We start from the raw sequence: 18,516 nt of genomic DNA, 5'->3' as shown, positions 1-18,516 counted from the left end.
TCCGTCATCATTTTTACAAGTGTATATGGAATAAATTATTTATCATTATCGCCAGTATTTTCAGCAAAAACACCTCTTTGACGAAGAAGTTCTCTATGAAGGTTCTTTTTGGCTATAAACTTGTCTCTTCCATGAAGCCAGCAATAATTATTAATAATAAGCATACTGCCTTCGGGTAATTTTATATTTGAAGTATTCGTCTCTTTTTCAAGTGACTCTCCCATTTCATACAAATAAAGCCCTTGCTCAATATTCAAAGGTTCAACGAATTGATCAATAAAAGACATAATTGGCTTTCCATCACTCATCTCCTCTAAAAAAATTGGATGAGACGTTTTATAAGTAATATTTTTACTAGAGGGCGACCCCCATTGAAGATTTTCTTTTGCTAATGGATGATGATAAAATTTGTCCAAATCCTTCCAGTCATCAACATGAAGTAGAAGTGAATCACCACCTTCGACATCAACTTCAAGTATTTTTTGCATGATTACCCAGTCAGTAGTCTCTTCAACATAAGTCCCATCATTGTGGAGTTCCATTCTGCGATGAGCTTGACGGAGATAGCTGTCACTATTATCTTCATTTTTAACACTAAATCTGGCATAAAACTTGCCAGACATTGAATCAAGATTTGGAATGCCGATAAGATGAGAAATTGCCGTAGAAAGTAGAACATTGAAATCTATAAACTCTATTCCATTAATCGTTGAGTTATTTAATAGCTCACATTCCAGTAATATTGCTCCTGTTGATCGATTCTTAAGAGTTTTTAATAGAAATTTACCTAAAGTATCATCAGTTAGCTTGTTTAGACAATCAGCAAGATAAAACCTTAAAAACGGTTTATATTCAATTGATTGAACATTATGATCAACTATTTTCTTAGAAAATTTTTCTACAGTATTTTTTGACAGCTTAAGGACCTGAACTCTTGAGTTATTTTTGTGTTGGCTCAATTCAAAACCAACATTTAAAGTATTTTTTGAGTTCATAGTAATATATTAAGTATTTTTCAATAATGTCGACATTATTAAATTATAACTACATTTTTAAATAATTCAAGCTATACTGTGGTTAAATTGTAAATTATTTAACTTTAAATTACATAAAAAATAGTGAATGGATACTTCTAAGCAAAATACAGCTTCTAAAATTCTTGATGCATTAACTAGTGATATTATTCAGGGCGTGTTCCCACCTGGGGAAAAATTACAAATTAAAACTTTAAAAGATCGCTATAAAGTTGGAACAAGTCCAATAAGAGAAGCACTATCACAACTAATTGCCAAAGATTTAGTTGTGTCTGAAAACCAAAAAGGCTTTTATGTTAGTAATATATCTATTGATGATTTAACTGACATTTATCAGGCAAGATCAAAAATAGAGGGCTTATGTCTTGATATGGCTATAAAAAAAGGTGGCGATTTTTGGGAGTCAAAAATAATTGCAGCTTCTCATTTATTAGCTAAATATAGTAAATCTGAAAATATTGATATGGATGAATGGCAAAATCGACATTTTTCATTTCATGAAGCATTAGTTTCTGGTTGTAATTCCCCAAGACTTTTTCAGATAAGGCAATCACTTTATGAAAAATCTACCCGATACCGAAATCTTTGGCTTCAAGAAAATGTTACTAACTATGACAGACTGCAAGCAAATCAGAACGAGCATGTTGCGCTAATGGTATTGGTGCTCGAAAGAGATTCCATGCCTGCTCAAAAGCTTATAGAGGCCCACATAATGACACCGGTCGAGATTATAAAGAAAAACCTTAATAAAGCTTGATGGCAGTAAACTGCAGAGGCCGAGAAAGTTTTATTGGAATGCTGTGTTCATTTTCAAAAAGGATTGGCGCAAGTGCTTTTAACATATCTTCATAGACCGCTCTTTTAAAATCAATCACTTCATCAACTGGTTTCCAGTAGTCAACCCACTTCCAGTCATCAAACTCAATATCATGGTGTGAATCAAGAGTGATATTGTCATCACCAGACTTAAGCTTTAATAGGAACCAAACCTGTTTCTGACCAATGCAGGTTGGTTTTTGGCGACGCCTTATGTGCTCTACAGGCAGATCATAACGAAGCCATTTAGGAGTTTTAGCTAAAAGAGTTACATGGTCTGGATTAAGACCAACCTCTTCTTCAAGCTCTCTATAGAGAGCATCTAGCTCAGTTTCATCGGTATCAATTCCACCCTGAGGAAGTTGCCATGCATCTTGTTTAAAGCGCTTTGCTAGAAGTATTTGCCTTTTTTCATTAGTAATTACAATGCCAACATTTGCGCGATATCCATCGCTATCTATCACTAATCATCGCCAGAAAACACACCTAATAGGTGAAGAAGGCTTAAGAATAGATTGTAAATAGAAATGTATAGAGTAACCGTTGCCATGATGTAATTGGTTTCTCCGCCATGAATTATATTACTTGTTTCATACAAAATAAGACCACTCATTAGTAAAATGAATGCAGATGAAACTGCAAGAGATAAAGCAGGCATTTGAAAAAAGTAGGCCGCTATACCCGCTAGAAATGCAACTACTATTCCAGCAGTCAGGAAGCCGGACATAAAGCTAAAGTCTTTTTGAGATGTAATGGCATAGAAAGAAAGCGATAAAAAGATAACCGCAGTTCCTGTCATTGCCATTCCAACAAGCTCTGCCCCATTTGAGAAAGCAGTTGTGTAGGCTCCAACAATTGGCCCAAGGGTTAAACCCATGAAGCCAGTTAATGCAAATACCGCTAGGATTCCAAAAGCCGAATTTCTAAGCTTTGCTACCAAAAATAAGAGACCAAAATAGCCACCAAGCGTTATTAAAAGTCCGAAGTAAGGCAGTCTAAGGTACATTGATAAGTAAGCCATTAAACCGCTAAAAAGAAGCGTAGCAGACAAAAGCTGATACGTGTTTCTTAACGTACGATTTATTACAATCGCGCTTGAAGTTGTTTGAACATTTGTAGGCATAATAAAATAGTGAAGTAAAAGTGTAAAATATAGTCAATTTTGGTCGAAAACACAAGGTTTTAATGAAACTTATTTTAGGGTTAGGTATTACAGGACTTTCTGTAGCCCGTTTTTTCTTTAAAAAAGATATCTCATTTCGTATTGCAGATTCTCGTCAAGAGCCACCTATGCTTGACATAGCAGAGAAGGAGAGTGTACTTTCAGATAGCCACTTTGGTGAATGGAGTAAGTCACTTTTAGAAGGCGTTACAGAAATAATAATTAGTCCTGGAATCTCAGAAACTGAGTCAATTGTTGACTGGTCTCGGCAACAAAGTGTTCCTATTATTAGTGATATTGAGTTATTTGGACGTTATACAAAGGCACCAATTATTGGTATTACGGGCTCAAATGGAAAATCAACCGTAACTCAATTATTAGGTGAGATGGCAATTGCTGATGGGAAAAATGCTATTATTTGCGGCAATATTGGCAAGCCTGTAATGGATAGTTTAAGTGATGAAGCGGAACTCTATGTTGTTGAGCTTTCAAGTTATCAATTAGATTACACAAATAAACTTTCTTTATTAACTGGCGTAATTACAAATATAACTCCTGATCACCTTGATAGGTACTCTAAATTTAGTGATTATATTTCCTCTAAGCTTTCTATATACAAGTATTGCCAATTCTCTACTGTAAATCTAGATGTAGATTTGGCTAATGGCGTAGATGGAGATAACTACTATGGAATTGAATCAAGTAACTTAAGATGTGACTTTATCGCTAAGCAAAATGGTAACACCTATGAAGTTTTTCATAAAGGCAATCGTCTAATTACAAGTGATGACTTGAAGGTTGTTGGAAGACATAATATAGAAAATCTATTGGCGGCCTTAACGTTGGGCTATCGTTTTGGATTATCCTTAAAAGTAATGACTCAGGCTGCAATTGACTTTAAAGGATTGGAGCATAGATTGGAATTTGTTTCAACAATAAACAATATAGATTACTACAACGATTCAAAATCAACCAACGCAATTTCTACCATAACTGCTATTAATGCTCTTTTTGAAAAATATAATAACTTGACCTTAATTGCTGGTGGAATATCAAAAAAAGAGGATTATTCAGAGCTTTTTAAATTAATAAATGAAAAAGTTAATGCAGTTGTTTTAATTGGTGAGTGCAGTAGTGATTTTTCAAAGCAAATTACTGCCCCTCATGTGGAAGTTGTTAAATCAATGAAAAAGGCGGCATCAATGGCAACTTCAATGGCAGAAGGTGGCGCAGTATTACTTTCACCGGGGTGTGCAAGCTTTGATATGTTTAACAATTTTAATGAGCGTGGAGAGACTTTTAAGCGTTTCGTTCTTGAAGAAATTTAAGTACTTTTTCAACTTCTATTTGATTTAATGTTAGGGCTTTATCTTCGTCCCTTAGCCATGTGCATTGACGTTTACATAATTGCCTAGTCGCGATGATTGCTTTTTCAATCATTTCTTGTTTGCTATAGTTCCCTTCAAAATAATTCCATGCTTGCCTATAACCAACGCATCTCATAGAGGCTAGATCTAGGTTGAGTTTTTTATTTTTTCTAAGGTTTTCAACCTCATTAAGAAATCCATCTTTAATCATTTTTATAAAGCGCTGCTCAATTCTTTGATGAAGCATAGCTCTATCAGGCATGAGTACAATTTTTTTAATACTAAGATCGAGCTTATTCTGATTTTTTTTGCCTTGAAGCTTGCTTAGTGTTTCTCCAGAGAGATGAAAAACCTCAAGTGCTCTGGTTACTCTTTGCGAGTCATTTGAATGGATGCGCGCTGCAGACTTAGGATCAATTTCTGCTAATTTTGAATGAAGTTTTGCAGTGCCTTCACTTTTTAAAAGTTCATTAAAATGCTTTCGAGACTCATCAGTAGACGAAGGGAGTTTTGATAAGCCATGCTCTAAAGCGTTAAAGTAGAAAGAAGTGCCACCAACCAGAATAGGTAATTTACCTTCTGCTAGAGCCGATTTAATGTGTTCTTTTGCCAGTGATATAAATTCGGTGACAGAAAAGCTATCTTCAGGCTCACAAATATCAACTAATTCATGTGGATGGGCTGCAAGAATTTCCTTGCTAGGCTTTGCTGTGCCAATATCCATACCCCTGAAGATCAAGGCAGAGTCGACACTTATTAATTTTGAGTTAATGTGTTTACTAATTTCTATAGCTAGCTCAGTCTTTCCAGAGGCTGTTGGTCCCATCAAAAAAACTACAAAATTTATTGGCTCAATTGCCATAATAATAGTAAGTTCATAACTATAAGACCTACATTATAATGGCACCTTTATATTTTTTATCTCCAAAAACTATGTTTACGGTTTTAAATCAAGTTAGTGGTAAATCATTCAAGTGTGGAGATGAAGAATCTGTTCTAGATGGCGCGCTTTCAAATGGCCTTAATTTTCCATACGGCTGTCAAAATGGTTTTTGTGGTCAGTGTAAAGCAGTTATCCTTAATGGAGAGATTGATTATGATGGTGAAATCCCATCAGTTCTAAGCGCTGATGACATTGATTCAAATATGGCATTGCTTTGTCAGTGCAAAGCAAAGAGTGATTTATATATTGCAGTTGATGAGCTTGACTCTCTGGCAGCTATTGAAGTTCGCAGTATGCCGTGCCGAGTAGAGCAAATTAATCATTTGAATCATGATGTAATCCAGCTAATATTAAAGATACCTGGTGCTCAATCTTTGCAGTATTTAGCAGGGCAATACCTTGACTTAGAGCATTCAGATTTTGACTCAAGATATTACTCTATCGCCAATGCGCCAACTAACTCAAATCTGATTGAGCTCCATATTCGATTGGTTGATAATGGAAAGCTCACTAACTTCATTTTTAATTCGTTAGCCCCTAAATCAATTTTAAGAATTGAAGGCCCTAAAGGAAGTTTTTTTCTAAGAGAAGAAAGCGAATGCCCAATCATTTTTATTGCTGGAGGAACTGGTTTTGGCCCAGTTAAGGCAATAATAGAGCACCTTATTAATATAGGGTCTCAAAGAAAGGTTTATTTATACTGGGGGGTAAGAAGTGAAGTCGATTTGTACTCGAACCTTCCATCTGAATGGAGTGAAAAATACCCCAACATCTCTTTTATTCCAGTATTATCAGAAGCAAATGAGACTTGGGATGGAAATAAAGGCTATGTTCATGACTCAGTTATTAAAGATTTTGAAGACTTAACAGGATTCGAGGTTTATGCTTGTGGCCCACCTGTAATGGTTAATGCAGCAGCTAAAAGCTGCCTTGAACATCAACTAGTTAAAGAGAACTTCTTTTCTGATTCTTTTGAATACGCAAATGTGAGTAATGACGATGCCTAGTATGGAAAATCATTTAAAAAATCAACTTGATTTAGCTTTGAGTCCAGAACATTGCGAAGTTAGTAATGAGTCTAGTCAGCATTCAGGGCCAGCTACTGAGTCGCACTTTAAAATTGTAGTCGTAAGTCCAACCTTTGATGAAATGAAGCTTATTGATCGTCACCGTTTCATTAATAAGCTTTTTGCCGAAGAGTTAAAGCATATTCATGCTTTGGCAATGCATACCTACAGCCCTGAAGAGTGGAAAAAACGTCAGATTGCACCTAATTCACCCGAATGTTCAAGTAAGAAGTAGAAGTGAGACCTGCTCTTTTATTAATCTTTTTGATTCTTTCTGGCTGTCAATCGGTCATTGATAAAAATCAAACTTTAACCAGCCTCAAGAGTAAGTCAGTCAATACTATTCAATACTCTCAAGAGGATGATTTATGGCAAGTTATTGCCAATCGTCAGGGTATTAAAAGTGTTTCTAATTCAAGAGTTCAAAGTCGTATTGATTGGATAAGTAATCATCCAGAGTATCTATCTTTAATTTCAAAAAGAGCAGAGCCTTTTTTATATCTTGTTGTCTCTGAACTAGAAAAGCAGAACGTTCCAATTGAAATTGCTTTGCTGCCTATTGTTGAATCTGATTACTATCCATTTTCATATTCTCATGGAACGGCAGCAGGGTTGTGGCAATTTATACCTTCTACTGGGAGAATGTATGGTCTAGAAGAAGACTGGTGGCATGCAGATAGAAGGGATGTGCTTGCCTCAACTAAAGCCGCTGCTAATTATTTAAATGATCTAAATAAAATGTTTAAAGGAGATTGGCTTCTATCTATTGCTGCTTATAATGCAGGCCCTGGAAGAATTCAAAGAGCAATTGATACAAATATTAAGCTTGGAAAAAAGACAGATTTTTGGAGCCTAGATCTACCTCAGGAGACTGAGAAGTATGTTCCTAAGCTCCTAGCCCTTAGTCAAGTAATTAAAAATCCTTCTCGCTACAATCAAAAACTGCTTGAGATCGATAATAAGCCCTTCTTAAATGAAGTCGAACTAGATTCACAGTTTGATTTAGCGCTTATTTCTCAGTGGACTGGCTTAAGTATTGACCAGATTTATAACTACAACCCTGGATTGAAACGCTGGGCAACTCCTGAATCTCTGCCATACATAATGCTGCTTCCAGAAGAAGTTATTGATAGCTTTAAAGACAATTTATCTAAGCAAGGCCAAAGACCAAAAATTAGTTGGACTCGTTATAAGATTAAGCAAGGTGATAGTCTTAGCGTTATTGCACAAAATTACAATACAACAATTGGTCAAATAATGAGCGTTAATGAGCTTAATAATGATGCTATAAGGGCTGATAAGTATTTAATTGTCCCTTTAGCTCAAAAATCAGAGGGCTACTATTCTTTGTCAGATAATCAACGGGAAAAAAGTAGATTAAATATTCAAAAAAATTCAGAAAAAATTATCTATACGGTTGTTGCTGGAGATAGTCTATGGAAAATTTCTATTAAGTTTGATACCACAATTAATAATCTTTTAAGGTGGAATCAAATTAGTCCCTCGGACTCTTTGTCTATTGGAAAAGAATTAGTTATCTTAAGGGATAACAAAAACAAGACAGAGTTGGCTAAAATAACGAATACTGGAATTGATATTAATAGAGATATTTTTTACACGGTAAAGGAGGGCGATAACCTATCAAGGATTGCCCAAAAGTATAATGTTAAAATTGCAGAAATTAGATCTTGGAATGATTTGAATGAAGAATATATATTACAACCAGGCGATAAATTAACTATTACTATTAACGTGGTTAACTCAAACTTATCATGACAAATATCCCGATACAAAAAACTATTTTAGCAACCTTAGCATTTGCTTTTTCTAATTGGAAGAAGTTACTTGAGGCCAGTATTTTCCCAATACTTTTAGCTCTTCCATTCTTGCCTGAGCTGGTGCATTTATTATCTATGCTAAAGCCTGGTAGTGAAGTGCCAGAAAATATTAGTTTTCACATATCTTATTTCCTAATGTTTATTTATGCCTCAATGGCAATATTAATGAATATATATAGACTTGTAATTCTAGGGAATAATTCTATAAATCGATTTGGTTTTGTTTTGCCTAGCCTAAGGTTTGGCCGCTTCTTTCTTTTGGCGATTCTTTTAGGTATTGGCCAAGCAGTAACACTTGCCTCAATTTATTTGCTACCGTTTTATCTTTTACTTATCCCATTAACACTTAATTTAGTATCAATAGCAAACGATGTGCCCTATAAGAGAATAGAAGTGACATGGCAGGCTCGCTTAAACATTTTTTTAATCAATTTTATAGGCCCATTTATTTTAATTTCATTGATAGGCCTAATTGAAAATAACTATCTAGATTCTCTCTTTAGTTTTATCTCAATCTACTGGACTTCAATTAGCATAGCATTGTGCTACAAAGTCATAATGGTGAATAGCTCAACGCAAAGCCATTAGGGTATCTCATATCAAAAATTCCTCTTGTTCTAATTTTTTTATACTTCTTTAGTTTTTCAAAAGATTTGATAAATAACTCTAGGCGTTCATTTTGTTTTTGATATCCTAAAATAACCTTTATATTGTTATCTAGCGTTAATTCATCAATGGAAGTCCTTTCAAAAAGAGAAATTTTAACTGGCTCAAGGATTGACTGGTACATAGTAAAGTCAAAATAAAATTGTTTAACCTCTGATTCAGATACTATTCCAATTGGTTTTCCAGAGTTAATTGTGAAGTTTGGTTTAAATAATATGCCTCGAGAGGATATATAACCATCAGTTCCATATCGCATAGCAATATCATGCTTTTCTAATGATATTCGAATCCTATTCCAAAATATTCTTTCAACTTCTACATTTGAAACCCACGGACTCTGTTCTAGTTTATTTTTAATTTGAGAGAGATTAAGTAAATATTTATTGATAAGAAGAGGTTTAATTAATTCATCATATTCATAAGCTTGGGCTTGCAATTCTCCCTTTATTTCCCATGAGATATTTGGTTTAAGTAGGGTTGATTTTTCAACAAGATATATCAAGAAGGCAATTGAAAGCGCAAAAAGTATATAGAAGACTAATTTAAATATTTTGTTTAAAAAATACTTAAAAGGTTTTTTTTGTTTCTTTACGTAATTTTTTCTTTCTCTAGCCATTAAGGATTTTGATTATTAATTCTTCAAAACTTATATTGGAGGCTTTAGCTGCAATTGGAACAAGTGAGTGAGATGTCATACCCGGCACTGTATTTATTTCTAATAAGTATGGCTTCATATTTTTATCAAGAATAAAGTCAATCCTACCCCAGCCAGATGCTCCAGTTAAATTAAAAGCCTTTAAAGCTATCATTTGAATATTTTTTTCTTGCGCTATAGTTAAACCTGAGGGGCAAAAGTATTCGGTTTTACTGCTATCATATTTTGAGTGATAATCATAAATATCATTTTCTGAAATAATTTTTATACTTGGGAGCGTTTTGTTATTTAATATTGCAACAGTATATTCGTCACCTTCAACCCATTGCTCTATTAATGCCTCATCATTATAATGCCATGCTGCTTTAAGTGCGTCATCAAGTTCATTTAGATTTTTAACTTTTGTAATGCCAAGACTTGATCCTTCCAAAGTTGGCTTTACGGCCCATGGAAGAGGAAAATTTATTGAATCTAAATTCTGCCCTTTTATAGCGACGATTGAGGGAGATAGGGGAAGGCCATGATTACTCCATAAGTCTTTAGTAGTAGCTTTATTCATGCATAGCTTTGATGCAATAGCATTAGACCCTGTAAATGGGATACCTTTTTTTATAAGTTGGGATTGAATGTAGCCATCTTCTCCACCCCTGCCATGTAGGACAATAAACGCTTTATCAAATTCTTTTTCCCAAAGACTTTCAAGATTTTCATGGGTGAGATCAAATGAGAAACAATCCACATTACTTTTAAGAAGAGCTTCATAAACAGCATGGCCACTAAGAAGTGATATTTCTCTCTCAGCTGAGTAGCCTCCCATTAATACAGCAATCATATGATTATTATTTCAGTTTCAAGTTCAATATTATGTTTATTCTTTATTACACTTTGAATATGAGTAATTAAATTTTCAATATCTGAAGCACTTGCATTATTCTGATTAATAATATAGTTTGCGTGCATTTCTGAAACGCAAGCTCCTCCAATACAAAAGCCTTTAAGGCCAGTTGACTCAATTAATTTAGCTGCATAACGATCTTTAGGATTCTTAAAAACACTCCCACAGCTTGCTAAACCGATTGGTTGTGTCGAGTTTCTTTTATGAAGCAGGTCCCGAACATTGTCATTGGGCTGCTTTAAATTAAAGTCAAAAATAGCACTAATAAAAACTTCGTCACTAAATTTATGAAGAGTAGATCGATAAGAAATTTTATAATCTTTGGGAAATCTTTCTTGGATCTCTCCAGATAAATTAATGGTTTTGACTGAATGGACATATTGCCATATCTCAGAGCCAAATGCACCTGCATTCATCGCTAATGCGCCGCCTACACTTCCAGGAATAGCACTAAGGAATTCAGCTCCAAATTTTAAATTTGCTTGAGAAAATCTTGATAATTTTGCGAGAGAGGTTCCTGCTCCTGACTCGATTAATCCATTTGAAATAGAAATATCTTTGAGATTTTTTGTATTAATTGTTACGCCATTAAATCCTCTATCACGGATCAATAGGTTACTTCCTAGCCCAACCATTAGAACAGGCTTTGTATTGATTTTTAAAAAATTAGAGAGCTCATTTACATCTTCAGGCTTAAGAAATTCACTAGATATTCCTCCTGATCTTAAAGAACAGTGCTTTGACATTGGTTCATTAAACTTGAGCATTATCTTTTATTCATGAAAATGATCTTTTAACTGGTGTGGGATTTTATTGACATCACCAGCTCCAAGAGTAAGAATTACATCATTTTCAGTAACTATATTTGGAATTATTTCAATTATTTCATCAATATCTTTAACTACGATTGGATCGATTGAGCTTCTTCTTCTTATCGAGTCAGCAAGGGTTGATGAGCTAATTGTATTAATTGGCGACTCATTGGCTGAATATATATTAAGTAAAACTAATACATCTACTTTAGATAGGCAGCTCACAAAATCATTGAATAAGTCTCTAGTTCGTGAATATCTATGAGGCTGAAAAATAACCACAAGCCTTTTATCTGGATAGGTATTTCTTAAAGTACTTACAACCTCAGTGATTTCATTGGGATGATGACCATAATCATCAAAGAGTGGCATAAGATAAGTGTTTACAGTTAAATTCTGGTGGTAATCAAGCCTTCTTGATACACCACTAAAATGAGACAATGCTTTCTGTATTACCTTAAGCTCTATTTCTAGTTCAATTGCAACACTAATTGCAGCAAGAGAATTTAAGATATTATGCCTTCCTATTAAATTAAGTGACACAGGAAATTTTTTTTGATATTTTTTACAGTTAACATCAAATGACATTTTCATTTCATTCTGTTTAACATTTGATGCCTGGACATCTGCATCATCACTGAAGCCATAACTCAAAACTGGCCTATGAATTTTTTTAAGGATGCCCTTAACTCCGCCATCATCAATACAAGCAACACAAACTCCATAGAAAGGAAGATTTGATGTAAAGCTTATAAAGGCATCAGTTAGGTTGTCATAGCTATGATTATAAGTACTCATGTGGTCTTCATCAATGTTAGTAATAACACTCAACATGGGCTGAAGGTGAAGAAAAGATGCATCGCTTTCATCTGCTTCGGCAATTAAATAATCACTTTTTCCTAGTTTGGCGTTCATACCGGTTGCATTTATAATGCCCCCAATAATGTAAGTTGGGTCAAGCTTTGCTTCAGTCATTATGTGAACAATCAGGCTGGTTGTAGTTGTTTTGCCATGAGTTCCTGAAATTGCTATTCCAAAGCGAAAGCGCATAAGCTCTCCCAGCATTTCAGCTCTTGGAACAATTAATAGTTTTTGCTGCCTAGCCTCTTGGAGTTCAGGGTTGTTTTTATTGATTGCAGAAGACACAACTACTGCCTGTTTGCCTTTAACATTTTCAGCTTTTTGCGTATAGCTAATATTACAGCCTATTTCTTCAAGTTTTTTTGTTGCTTGGTTGGACTGAATGTCTGATCCAGATATTTCGTAACCTAAGTTAGCAAGAACTTCTGCAATGCCACTCATCCCAGAGCCACCTATTCCTATGAAGTGTATTTTTTTAATTTTTGAGCGTGTGGGGTTATCTATTAGAGTCATGATTTGCTAACGGTTATGATGGTTATTGCTTGAATTCCTTCGCCTCTTCCAAAGGCAGTCAATCCTTCACCTGAAGTTGCAGTTATGCCTACATCAGCAATTTGTATTTTGCAGATAGTAGAAATTTTTTGTTTCATAAGATCAATTTTTGGTGATATTTTTGGGTTTAAGCATTCTACTGATATTGCTATATGATTTATTTTCCATTCATGCAAATCATCAAGTGCACGTTGAAGGTATTTACTACTGTCCTTTTCTCCTTGTTGCACAAGTTTGTCAGCTACTGTCCCTAATATATTTATACCAGTAATGCTTGATATAGCATTAGTGATTGAATGAAAGACAACATCTGCATCACTATTGCCTTTTAAGCCAAAAGAGTGATCAAATTTGATGCCTGATAGTATTAAAGGCTTTCCAGGTTTTTTTTCGAATGCATGAGAGTCTTGTCCTATGCCTGTTTTTATAGTCATAATTTACTGAAGGTAGTGGTTCGCTTGCTCAAGGTCATCTATTTGAGTAATTTTAATATTACTTGAAGAGCCAACAACAATTTTAATTGAATAACCTAGGTTTTCTATTGCTTCAGACTCATCTGTAATATTATGATTAAGTTTTACTGCATTTTCCAATGCATCTTTTAAGACTCCATACCTAAACATTTGAGGGGTTTGAGCCTTAAAAAGTTTGCTTCGATCAATTGTAGACACTTTTCCATTAATGGCAACTTGTTTAATTGTATCGACAACACCGGTAGCTAAAATACCACCAGTTTGATGATTTGATACCTCATTAATCAACATTTCAATGTCTATTTTTTTAACACAAGGGCGAACTGAATCATGCACTAAAATCCAGTCATTAGGTTTTGCAATCTTTGCTAGTGAATTTAATGCATTTAGAACAGAATTAAATCTTTCCTTCCCTCCCTTGGCACTTGCTAACATTTTTGAGTGGTTAAAATAGATTGAAGATTTAAATAAAGTGTCTTTTTCAGAAAGAGCAATGACAAAGCCCGAAATTACGTCAACCTTTAGAAGTGTTTTAAGGCATTGATCTATTATAGTTAGGCCATTACTAAGCTTGAGGTATTGTTTTGGGGTTTCAGATTTCATCCTCTTCCCCATGCCACTAGCTGGCATTATCAAGTAATAATTATCATTATTCATGTCAGCAAAAGGCTTCATTATAAGATTGAGATAATGCCATTAATTATAAAGAAGAATCAATAGTTTCTTCTAAATTATCAGTTACGATAATCTTATTAATTTTAAAAAAATATTCCCCTTCCTTAATTAGGCCATATTTAAATCTAGCTTTAGACTCAACCAATCTTGAGTCTTCTTCAGTAAAGCTGTTTATTTGACCTTCAATAAGAGCATTTTGATCTATTAAATTAGTATTAGTTTTCTTAATATCATTGATTATTTTTTGTTTATTTAAAACAATATATGGGAAATTATTAGTAAAAATATTCTGCTTTATTAGAGAAAATAAAATAACAATGAGAACCAGAGTAAGTTTATTTCTATTAATAAACCCAATTAGTCCTGTGGCAGATCTATTGCTCATTTATTTATGAATTTCAGTAAGGTAAGTTTTCGAATAGTAATCATGCAATGGAAGCTTATATTTATTAAAAAACTGAAATATAAAGCCAATTCCTGCTAATGAAGTTATCGCTAATATTAACCTTATAAGAGATTGCTTATAAGTGACATTTTCACCATCTTGCTGGGTAATTTCAAACTTCCATGCTCTCATGCCTAGAGTCTGTTTACCTTTAACCCATGATATGGAGAAGTAAGAAAAGATTACTGGAAGCGTTAAAAGATAAAAGAAAAGACTATTAGTGATAGGCTCTTTTTGGTTGATAAGAATGACTATTCCGGCAATAAAAAATACAAATGAGAATACAAGCAATAGATCATAAGTAATTGAGCCTAATCGTCTTAAAAATGAAACATTAGATTGCATAATTAAATTTACTAGAGTGTTGATGTACTCTAATTATCCTCTTTCTTTGTAACTTTTGAAATGACTTTACCGTCATGAAATTTAGTGACAATATGGTCTCCAGAATTAATTTTTTTAAATGAAACTATAACTTTTTCTTTTTCATTATGCGTTATTGTGTAACCCCTTGAAAGAGTATTAAGAGGTGATAGAAGATTAAGAAGACTGGCTTTATTACTTAATTGATTTTTTTGGTGCTTAATGAAGTAATCTGAGTAGTTTTTTAATCGAGTTATTTGTTGATTAAGATTTGTCTTATTTTTATCAATTAGGCTATTTGTAATCCTAAATAAGCGCATCTCGTAGTCATCAAGTTTTTGAGCATTTTGAAGTAATTGTTGACTTGGGTCAATAATTTTGAGCTGAAGCATATTTAGGTATGCATGCTTTTGATCTAAAGACTGAACCATTAAATCTTGCAAATTTTTTCTCAATTTAGATGCTTTATAGATTAAAACGTTTCGGTCAGGCGTTGCAGAAACAGCAGCAGCAGATGGGGTTGGTGCTCTTACATCAGCAACAAAGTCAGCAATTGTTGTATCAGTTTCATGACCTATAGAGCTAATTATGGGAGTTGAGCATTTAAATATTTCTTGAGCAAGCTCTTCTTCATTGAAAGCCCATAAGTCTTCTAATGATCCACCACCTCTTGCCAGAATAAGAACATCACAATTTTTTTGACTGTCGGCAGCTTGAAGCGCTTTAACTATTTTTTTATGCGCATTTTCACCTTGAACAACTGTGTCATAAAGCAGAATTTCGGCAAAAGGGTAGCGTGAATTTAAAACTTTAATTATGTCCTTTATAACTGAACCAGTGGATGAAGAGATAACGCCAATTTTTTTAGGATATAAGGGCAGGTCTTTTTTATTCTCCAATTCAAATAATCCCTCAATCCTTAACTTATTCTTTAGCTGGTCAAATGCAAGCTGAAGGTTTCCAATTCCTGCGGGCTCCATTTGTTGAACTATTAGCTGAAAATCTCCTCTTTGTTCATAAAGTGTTGGCGCTCCTCTAATAATTACAGACATTCCATTTTCAGGATTAAATTGTACTTTTCTCTGATTTAACCTAAAAAATGCACATCTGATTTGACCACTTGAATCTTTTAATGAAAAATACCAATGCCCAGAAGATGGTTTAGATAAGTTTGAAATTTCACCTTGAATGAAGCAGTGCGGCACATTTTTTTCAATTGAGCTTCGACACAACCTCAAGAAGTTAGATACTGTATAAATTTCATCAATATTAAACATTTGCTTTGAGGTGAACAAAAACAGCCCCAGTTCCGCCCATTTCCTGCGTGCAGGAGCAGAATGCAAGCACTTCTGGGTGTTGCTTTAGATAATGAACTACTTGAGACTTCATAATTGAGAGGCCATTATCTGAGTGATAACCTTTTCCATGAATAACATGAATAAAGCGTTCGTTCGAATGAAAATGAATAAACTTAGAGAGTGATAGGCATGCTTCCTCTATCTTATGGCCATGCAAGTCAATTGATGGAGTAGAACCTATGTTGCCTTGTTTCATTTTTTTAAGAACTTTTGGCGATAATCCAGATTTATAATGCACTACAGCTTCGGAGCCAGATATATTAGGTTCATATAAAAAACTATATTTTTGAAACAGTTTGTCTGACCCATTTTTAGAGGCAGCAGTTTTTTTAACACCATCTTTATCGATAGGTTTCTGTTGATCTACAGTAGATCGAAATAATGATTTGTCGCTTTCATTAATCATATGAGTAAAAAATTTGAATATAAAAAAACCCTCAACAGAGGGCTTTAATTATAGCAATGATTTTGCTATCGATATATTAACCTGCAGTAAGCAAATTTTATAGCGCCTTAATTTGAGCAATAATACGAGATTTCTTTCTGGCCGCTTGATTTTTATGCATTAAACCCTTGCTTACAGCCTGATCAACATTTTTTTGCATTTCAGTAAAACCACTAGTTGCTTCTTTTTTGTCTCCAGCATCAATAGCATAGGAAACCTTCTTAATAAAGGTGCGAACTTTTGCTCTAATTTGAGAGTTATGTTTATTGCGCTTTACTGCTTGTCTTGCGCGTTTTTTTGAACCTGCTGAATTGGCCATATTTTTTAGTTAATGCTTAAATTACGAAAACACGAATTATAGAGTCTCGCCTTCATTTATGCAAGCATTTGTTTGCATTAGGTTAATTTGCTAAAGATTTAATACATTCAAGTGTTTTCTTCTTATTAAGCAATAACTGCCAAGTATTACCACCTTGAGTTTTCCATAGAGACACAGCTCTTATTCCTGCGAGTAACAATGCCCTTATATGGTTTGCAGTATGACGGTTTGAAAGATAAATTTGCTCACCTCGGACCATGATTGTTGGATTGAGACTTCCAATTGTATTTTTATAAAGCTCTGCCAGTCGAGCAATTGAATTGCTATGGTGAATGTCAAAAAATTCCTGTTTATTAATAACACTAATTTCATTTGAAATTTGATTTAATAAATCTGGTTTTTTCATTAATTTTTTTTCTAAATTTATTAGGGCCGTTGCATAGAGCATAACATTGTGCATATCAATGGTTTTCTTCTCAAGAATTAATTTTAATGAATCAAAGCCTAACTTTAGGTCCTCGGGAGAGGTAAATATTTCATCAATAGAGTCACTTTCACTAACAATACTGCTAAGGCTTGCTTTATTAGTATGGCCATCACATTTACCTGTCAGAGCGAGTTGATGTACTAAAGCTGTCGATTGAAATATACTTGCTAGTGCAAGCGTTTTTTGTGCAGTCTTATTCATTAGATTTTGATTTGATAACGCTACCACCTAGGCAAATATCTCCATCATAAAACACAACAGATTGCCCTGGTGTTATCGCTCTTTGTGATTCATTAAAGTCAACTTTAATAGTTTGGTCATCATTTAGGCTTACATCACACTTCTGTGAGTCTTGTCGATACCTTATTTTCGCACTACAGTTGAAAGATGACTTGGGAGGACTATCAACCCAGTGGATATCATCTGCAATTAGAGAGTTATGATAAAGCAAGGGGTGGTCACCCTGCACTACAATAATTTTATTGGACTCTAGAATTTTATCTGCAACGAACCATGGCTCGGGAGAAATGCTAAAGCCTCCTCCAATTTCAAGTCCTTTGCGCTGACCTATTGTATAGAAAGGAAGCCCATCATGATGTTTTATAAAGGCGCCATTTTGATCAATAATATCACCCTTCTCTTTTGGCAAGAAAGTGGTTAAAAACTCTGAAAAAGGCCTCTCGCCTATAAAACAAATACCTGTTGAGTCTTTCTTGTCAGCATTAAGAAAGTCATTATTTTTTGCAATTTTACGAACCTCTTGCTTGTTAATTTCACCCAATGGGAAAAGACTTTGAGATAGTTGTTCTTGGTTAAGTAAATGCAAAAAATAGCTTTGATCTTTATTTCCATCTAGCCCTGACTTTAATAGGAACTTACCATTCTCTTCTGCAATTCGTGCATAGTGACCGGTTGCGATTTTTTTTGCACCGAGATCTTTTGCGTAATCCAAAAAGGCTTTAAATTTAATCTTTTGATTGCAAAGAACATCTGGATTAGGGGTTCTTCCTTTTTTATGTTCAGATAAGAAGTGCTCAAATACATCTTCCCAATACTCGTGAGAGAAATTGACTGTATGAAGTTTGATCCCAAGCTGGTCTGCTACTTGCTGAGCATCAGCAAGATCTTGAGATGCGCTGCAATATTCATCGTCATCATCTTCATCCCAATTTTTCATGAATAATGCTTCTACTTCATAACCTTTTTCAAGCAAAAGAAAAGCTGCAACGGATGAGTCAACTCCTCCTGAAAGGCCAACAATGATTTTGTTGTCAGTTGCCATC

At 34.3% G+C, this 18,516-nt stretch carries 23 protein-coding genes; 6 read left to right on the top strand and 17 right to left on the bottom strand.

The genetic code is table 11. From position 1 onward, the window contains the following. Positions 1 to 35: 35 nt before the first annotated feature. Positions 36 to 995, bottom strand: coding sequence for a glutarate dioxygenase GlaH (gene glaH, locus ABXT69_RS06425; protein ID WP_416677452.1), 960 nt, complete (start codon positions 993 to 995; stop codon positions 36 to 38). A gap of 127 nt (positions 996 to 1,122) precedes the next feature. On the opposite strand from glaH, the gene csiR reads away from it, so the two are divergent. Next, positions 1,123 to 1,791, top strand: a complete 669-nt coding sequence (csiR, locus tag ABXT69_RS06420) for a DNA-binding transcriptional regulator CsiR (protein WP_416677451.1) — start codon at positions 1,123 to 1,125, stop codon at positions 1,789 to 1,791. On the opposite strand, the gene ABXT69_RS06415 is transcribed toward csiR, so the two are convergent. Together ABXT69_RS06415 and ABXT69_RS06410 are read right to left on the bottom strand one after the other, a co-directional pair. Continuing rightward, positions 1,778 to 2,314, bottom strand: a complete 537-nt coding sequence (locus ABXT69_RS06415) for an RNA pyrophosphohydrolase (RefSeq protein ID WP_416677449.1) — start codon at positions 2,312 to 2,314, stop codon at positions 1,778 to 1,780. The genes csiR and ABXT69_RS06415 overlap by 14 nt on opposite strands. After that, complete coding sequence (locus tag ABXT69_RS06410) at positions 2,314 to 2,973, bottom strand: Bax inhibitor-1/YccA family protein (RefSeq protein WP_416677448.1); 660 nt, start codon at positions 2,971 to 2,973, stop codon at positions 2,314 to 2,316. Before ABXT69_RS06410 ends, ABXT69_RS06415 begins: the two co-directional genes overlap by 1 nt. A 62-nt stretch (positions 2,974 to 3,035) precedes the next feature. On the opposite strand from ABXT69_RS06410, the gene murD reads away from it, so the two are divergent. Further along, positions 3,036 to 4,340: a UDP-N-acetylmuramoyl-L-alanine--D-glutamate ligase gene (gene murD / locus ABXT69_RS06405; protein ID WP_416677447.1), complete on the top strand. Its 1,305-nt coding sequence runs from the start codon at positions 3,036 to 3,038 to the stop codon at positions 4,338 to 4,340. On the opposite strand, the gene miaA is transcribed toward murD, so the two are convergent. Continuing rightward, positions 4,312 to 5,241 (bottom strand): tRNA (adenosine(37)-N6)-dimethylallyltransferase MiaA, encoded by a 930-nt coding sequence (gene miaA / locus ABXT69_RS06400; protein ID WP_416677446.1) that lies wholly within the window; start codon positions 5,239 to 5,241, stop codon positions 4,312 to 4,314. The two genes, murD and miaA, sit on opposite strands and share 29 nt — an antisense overlap. 38 nt (positions 5,242 to 5,279) lie before the next feature. Here miaA and ABXT69_RS06395 point away from each other — a divergent pair, with 38 nt between their 5' ends. The 4 genes from ABXT69_RS06395 to ABXT69_RS06380 are packed head-to-tail and all read left to right on the top strand — an operon-like array spanning position 5,280 to position 8,815. Further along, positions 5,280 to 6,329 (top strand): FAD-binding oxidoreductase, encoded by a 1,050-nt coding sequence (locus ABXT69_RS06395; RefSeq protein WP_416677445.1) that lies wholly within the window; start codon positions 5,280 to 5,282, stop codon positions 6,327 to 6,329. After that, positions 6,322 to 6,624 carry a BolA family protein gene (locus ABXT69_RS06390; RefSeq protein WP_416679570.1) on the top strand — a complete coding sequence of 101 codons (303 nt, stop codon included), beginning with the start codon at positions 6,322 to 6,324 and terminating at the stop codon, positions 6,622 to 6,624. The genes ABXT69_RS06395 and ABXT69_RS06390 overlap by 8 nt, the downstream gene beginning before the upstream one ends. Before the next feature lie 2 nt (positions 6,625 to 6,626). Then, complete coding sequence (locus ABXT69_RS06385) at positions 6,627 to 8,165, top strand: LysM peptidoglycan-binding domain-containing protein (RefSeq protein WP_416677444.1); 1,539 nt, start codon at positions 6,627 to 6,629, stop codon at positions 8,163 to 8,165. Further along, on the top strand, positions 8,162 to 8,815 hold the full coding sequence (locus ABXT69_RS06380) for a hypothetical protein (RefSeq protein ID WP_416677443.1): 654 nt from the start codon (positions 8,162 to 8,164) through the stop codon (positions 8,813 to 8,815). The genes ABXT69_RS06385 and ABXT69_RS06380 overlap by 4 nt, the downstream gene beginning before the upstream one ends. Here ABXT69_RS06380 and ABXT69_RS06375 read toward each other — a convergent pair. The 13 genes from ABXT69_RS06375 to mnmA form a co-directional block, all read right to left on the bottom strand. Then, positions 8,781 to 9,509, bottom strand: a complete 729-nt coding sequence (locus tag ABXT69_RS06375) for a cell division protein FtsQ/DivIB (protein ID WP_416677442.1) — start codon at positions 9,507 to 9,509, stop codon at positions 8,781 to 8,783. The genes ABXT69_RS06380 and ABXT69_RS06375 overlap by 35 nt on opposite strands. Then, positions 9,502 to 10,380 (bottom strand): D-alanine--D-alanine ligase, encoded by an 879-nt coding sequence (locus tag ABXT69_RS06370; RefSeq protein WP_416677441.1) that lies wholly within the window; start codon positions 10,378 to 10,380, stop codon positions 9,502 to 9,504. Before ABXT69_RS06370 ends, ABXT69_RS06375 begins: the two co-directional genes overlap by 8 nt. Next, positions 10,377 to 11,210, bottom strand: a complete 834-nt coding sequence (gene murB / locus ABXT69_RS06365) for a UDP-N-acetylmuramate dehydrogenase (RefSeq protein ID WP_416677440.1) — start codon at positions 11,208 to 11,210, stop codon at positions 10,377 to 10,379. Before murB ends, ABXT69_RS06370 begins: the two co-directional genes overlap by 4 nt. A gap of 6 nt (positions 11,211 to 11,216) precedes the next feature. Beyond that, on the bottom strand, positions 11,217 to 12,629 hold the full coding sequence (gene murC / locus ABXT69_RS06360) for a UDP-N-acetylmuramate--L-alanine ligase (protein ID WP_416677439.1): 1,413 nt from the start codon (positions 12,627 to 12,629) through the stop codon (positions 11,217 to 11,219). After that, on the bottom strand, positions 12,626 to 13,102 hold the full coding sequence (gene ispF, locus ABXT69_RS06355) for a 2-C-methyl-D-erythritol 2,4-cyclodiphosphate synthase (protein ID WP_416677438.1): 477 nt from the start codon (positions 13,100 to 13,102) through the stop codon (positions 12,626 to 12,628). The genes murC and ispF overlap by 4 nt, the downstream gene beginning before the upstream one ends. Positions 13,103 to 13,105: 3 nt before the next feature. Further along, positions 13,106 to 13,816, bottom strand: a complete 711-nt coding sequence (ispD, locus tag ABXT69_RS06350) for a 2-C-methyl-D-erythritol 4-phosphate cytidylyltransferase (protein ID WP_416677437.1) — start codon at positions 13,814 to 13,816, stop codon at positions 13,106 to 13,108. Positions 13,817 to 13,841: 25 nt separating this feature from the next. Beyond that, a complete protein-coding gene (locus ABXT69_RS06345; protein WP_416677436.1) occupies positions 13,842 to 14,201 on the bottom strand; it encodes an FtsB family cell division protein in 360 nt (119 codons plus the stop codon). Beyond that, a complete protein-coding gene (locus ABXT69_RS06340) occupies positions 14,202 to 14,606 on the bottom strand; it encodes an RDD family protein (RefSeq protein ID WP_271542056.1) in 405 nt (134 codons plus the stop codon). A 29-nt stretch (positions 14,607 to 14,635) separates the two neighbouring features. Further along, on the bottom strand, positions 14,636 to 15,901 hold the full coding sequence (gene xseA, locus ABXT69_RS06335; protein ID WP_416677434.1) for an exodeoxyribonuclease VII large subunit: 1,266 nt from the start codon (positions 15,899 to 15,901) through the stop codon (positions 14,636 to 14,638). Continuing rightward, positions 15,894 to 16,388: a Smr/MutS family protein gene (locus ABXT69_RS06330; RefSeq protein WP_416677433.1), complete on the bottom strand. Its 495-nt coding sequence runs from the start codon at positions 16,386 to 16,388 to the stop codon at positions 15,894 to 15,896. The genes xseA and ABXT69_RS06330 overlap by 8 nt, the downstream gene beginning before the upstream one ends. A 97-nt stretch (positions 16,389 to 16,485) precedes the next feature. After that, positions 16,486 to 16,746 (bottom strand): 30S ribosomal protein S20, encoded by a 261-nt coding sequence (gene rpsT, locus ABXT69_RS06325; protein WP_416651240.1) that lies wholly within the window; start codon positions 16,744 to 16,746, stop codon positions 16,486 to 16,488. A gap of 82 nt (positions 16,747 to 16,828) precedes the next feature. After that, complete coding sequence (gene hflD / locus ABXT69_RS06320) at positions 16,829 to 17,434, bottom strand: high frequency lysogenization protein HflD (protein WP_416677432.1); 606 nt, start codon at positions 17,432 to 17,434, stop codon at positions 16,829 to 16,831. Continuing rightward, positions 17,427 to 18,515, bottom strand: coding sequence for a tRNA 2-thiouridine(34) synthase MnmA (mnmA, locus tag ABXT69_RS06315; protein WP_416679568.1), 1,089 nt, complete (start codon positions 18,513 to 18,515; stop codon positions 17,427 to 17,429). Before mnmA ends, hflD begins: the two co-directional genes overlap by 8 nt. Position 18,516: the final 1 nt, after the last annotated feature.

The organism is Candidatus Pseudothioglobus sp. Uisw_016 (genome assembly GCF_048087635.1).
Lineage (GTDB): Bacteria > Pseudomonadota > Gammaproteobacteria > PS1 > Pseudothioglobaceae > Pseudothioglobus.
Note: the sequence above shows the minus strand (reverse complement) of the source record. Positions and strands in the feature narration are given on the sequence as shown.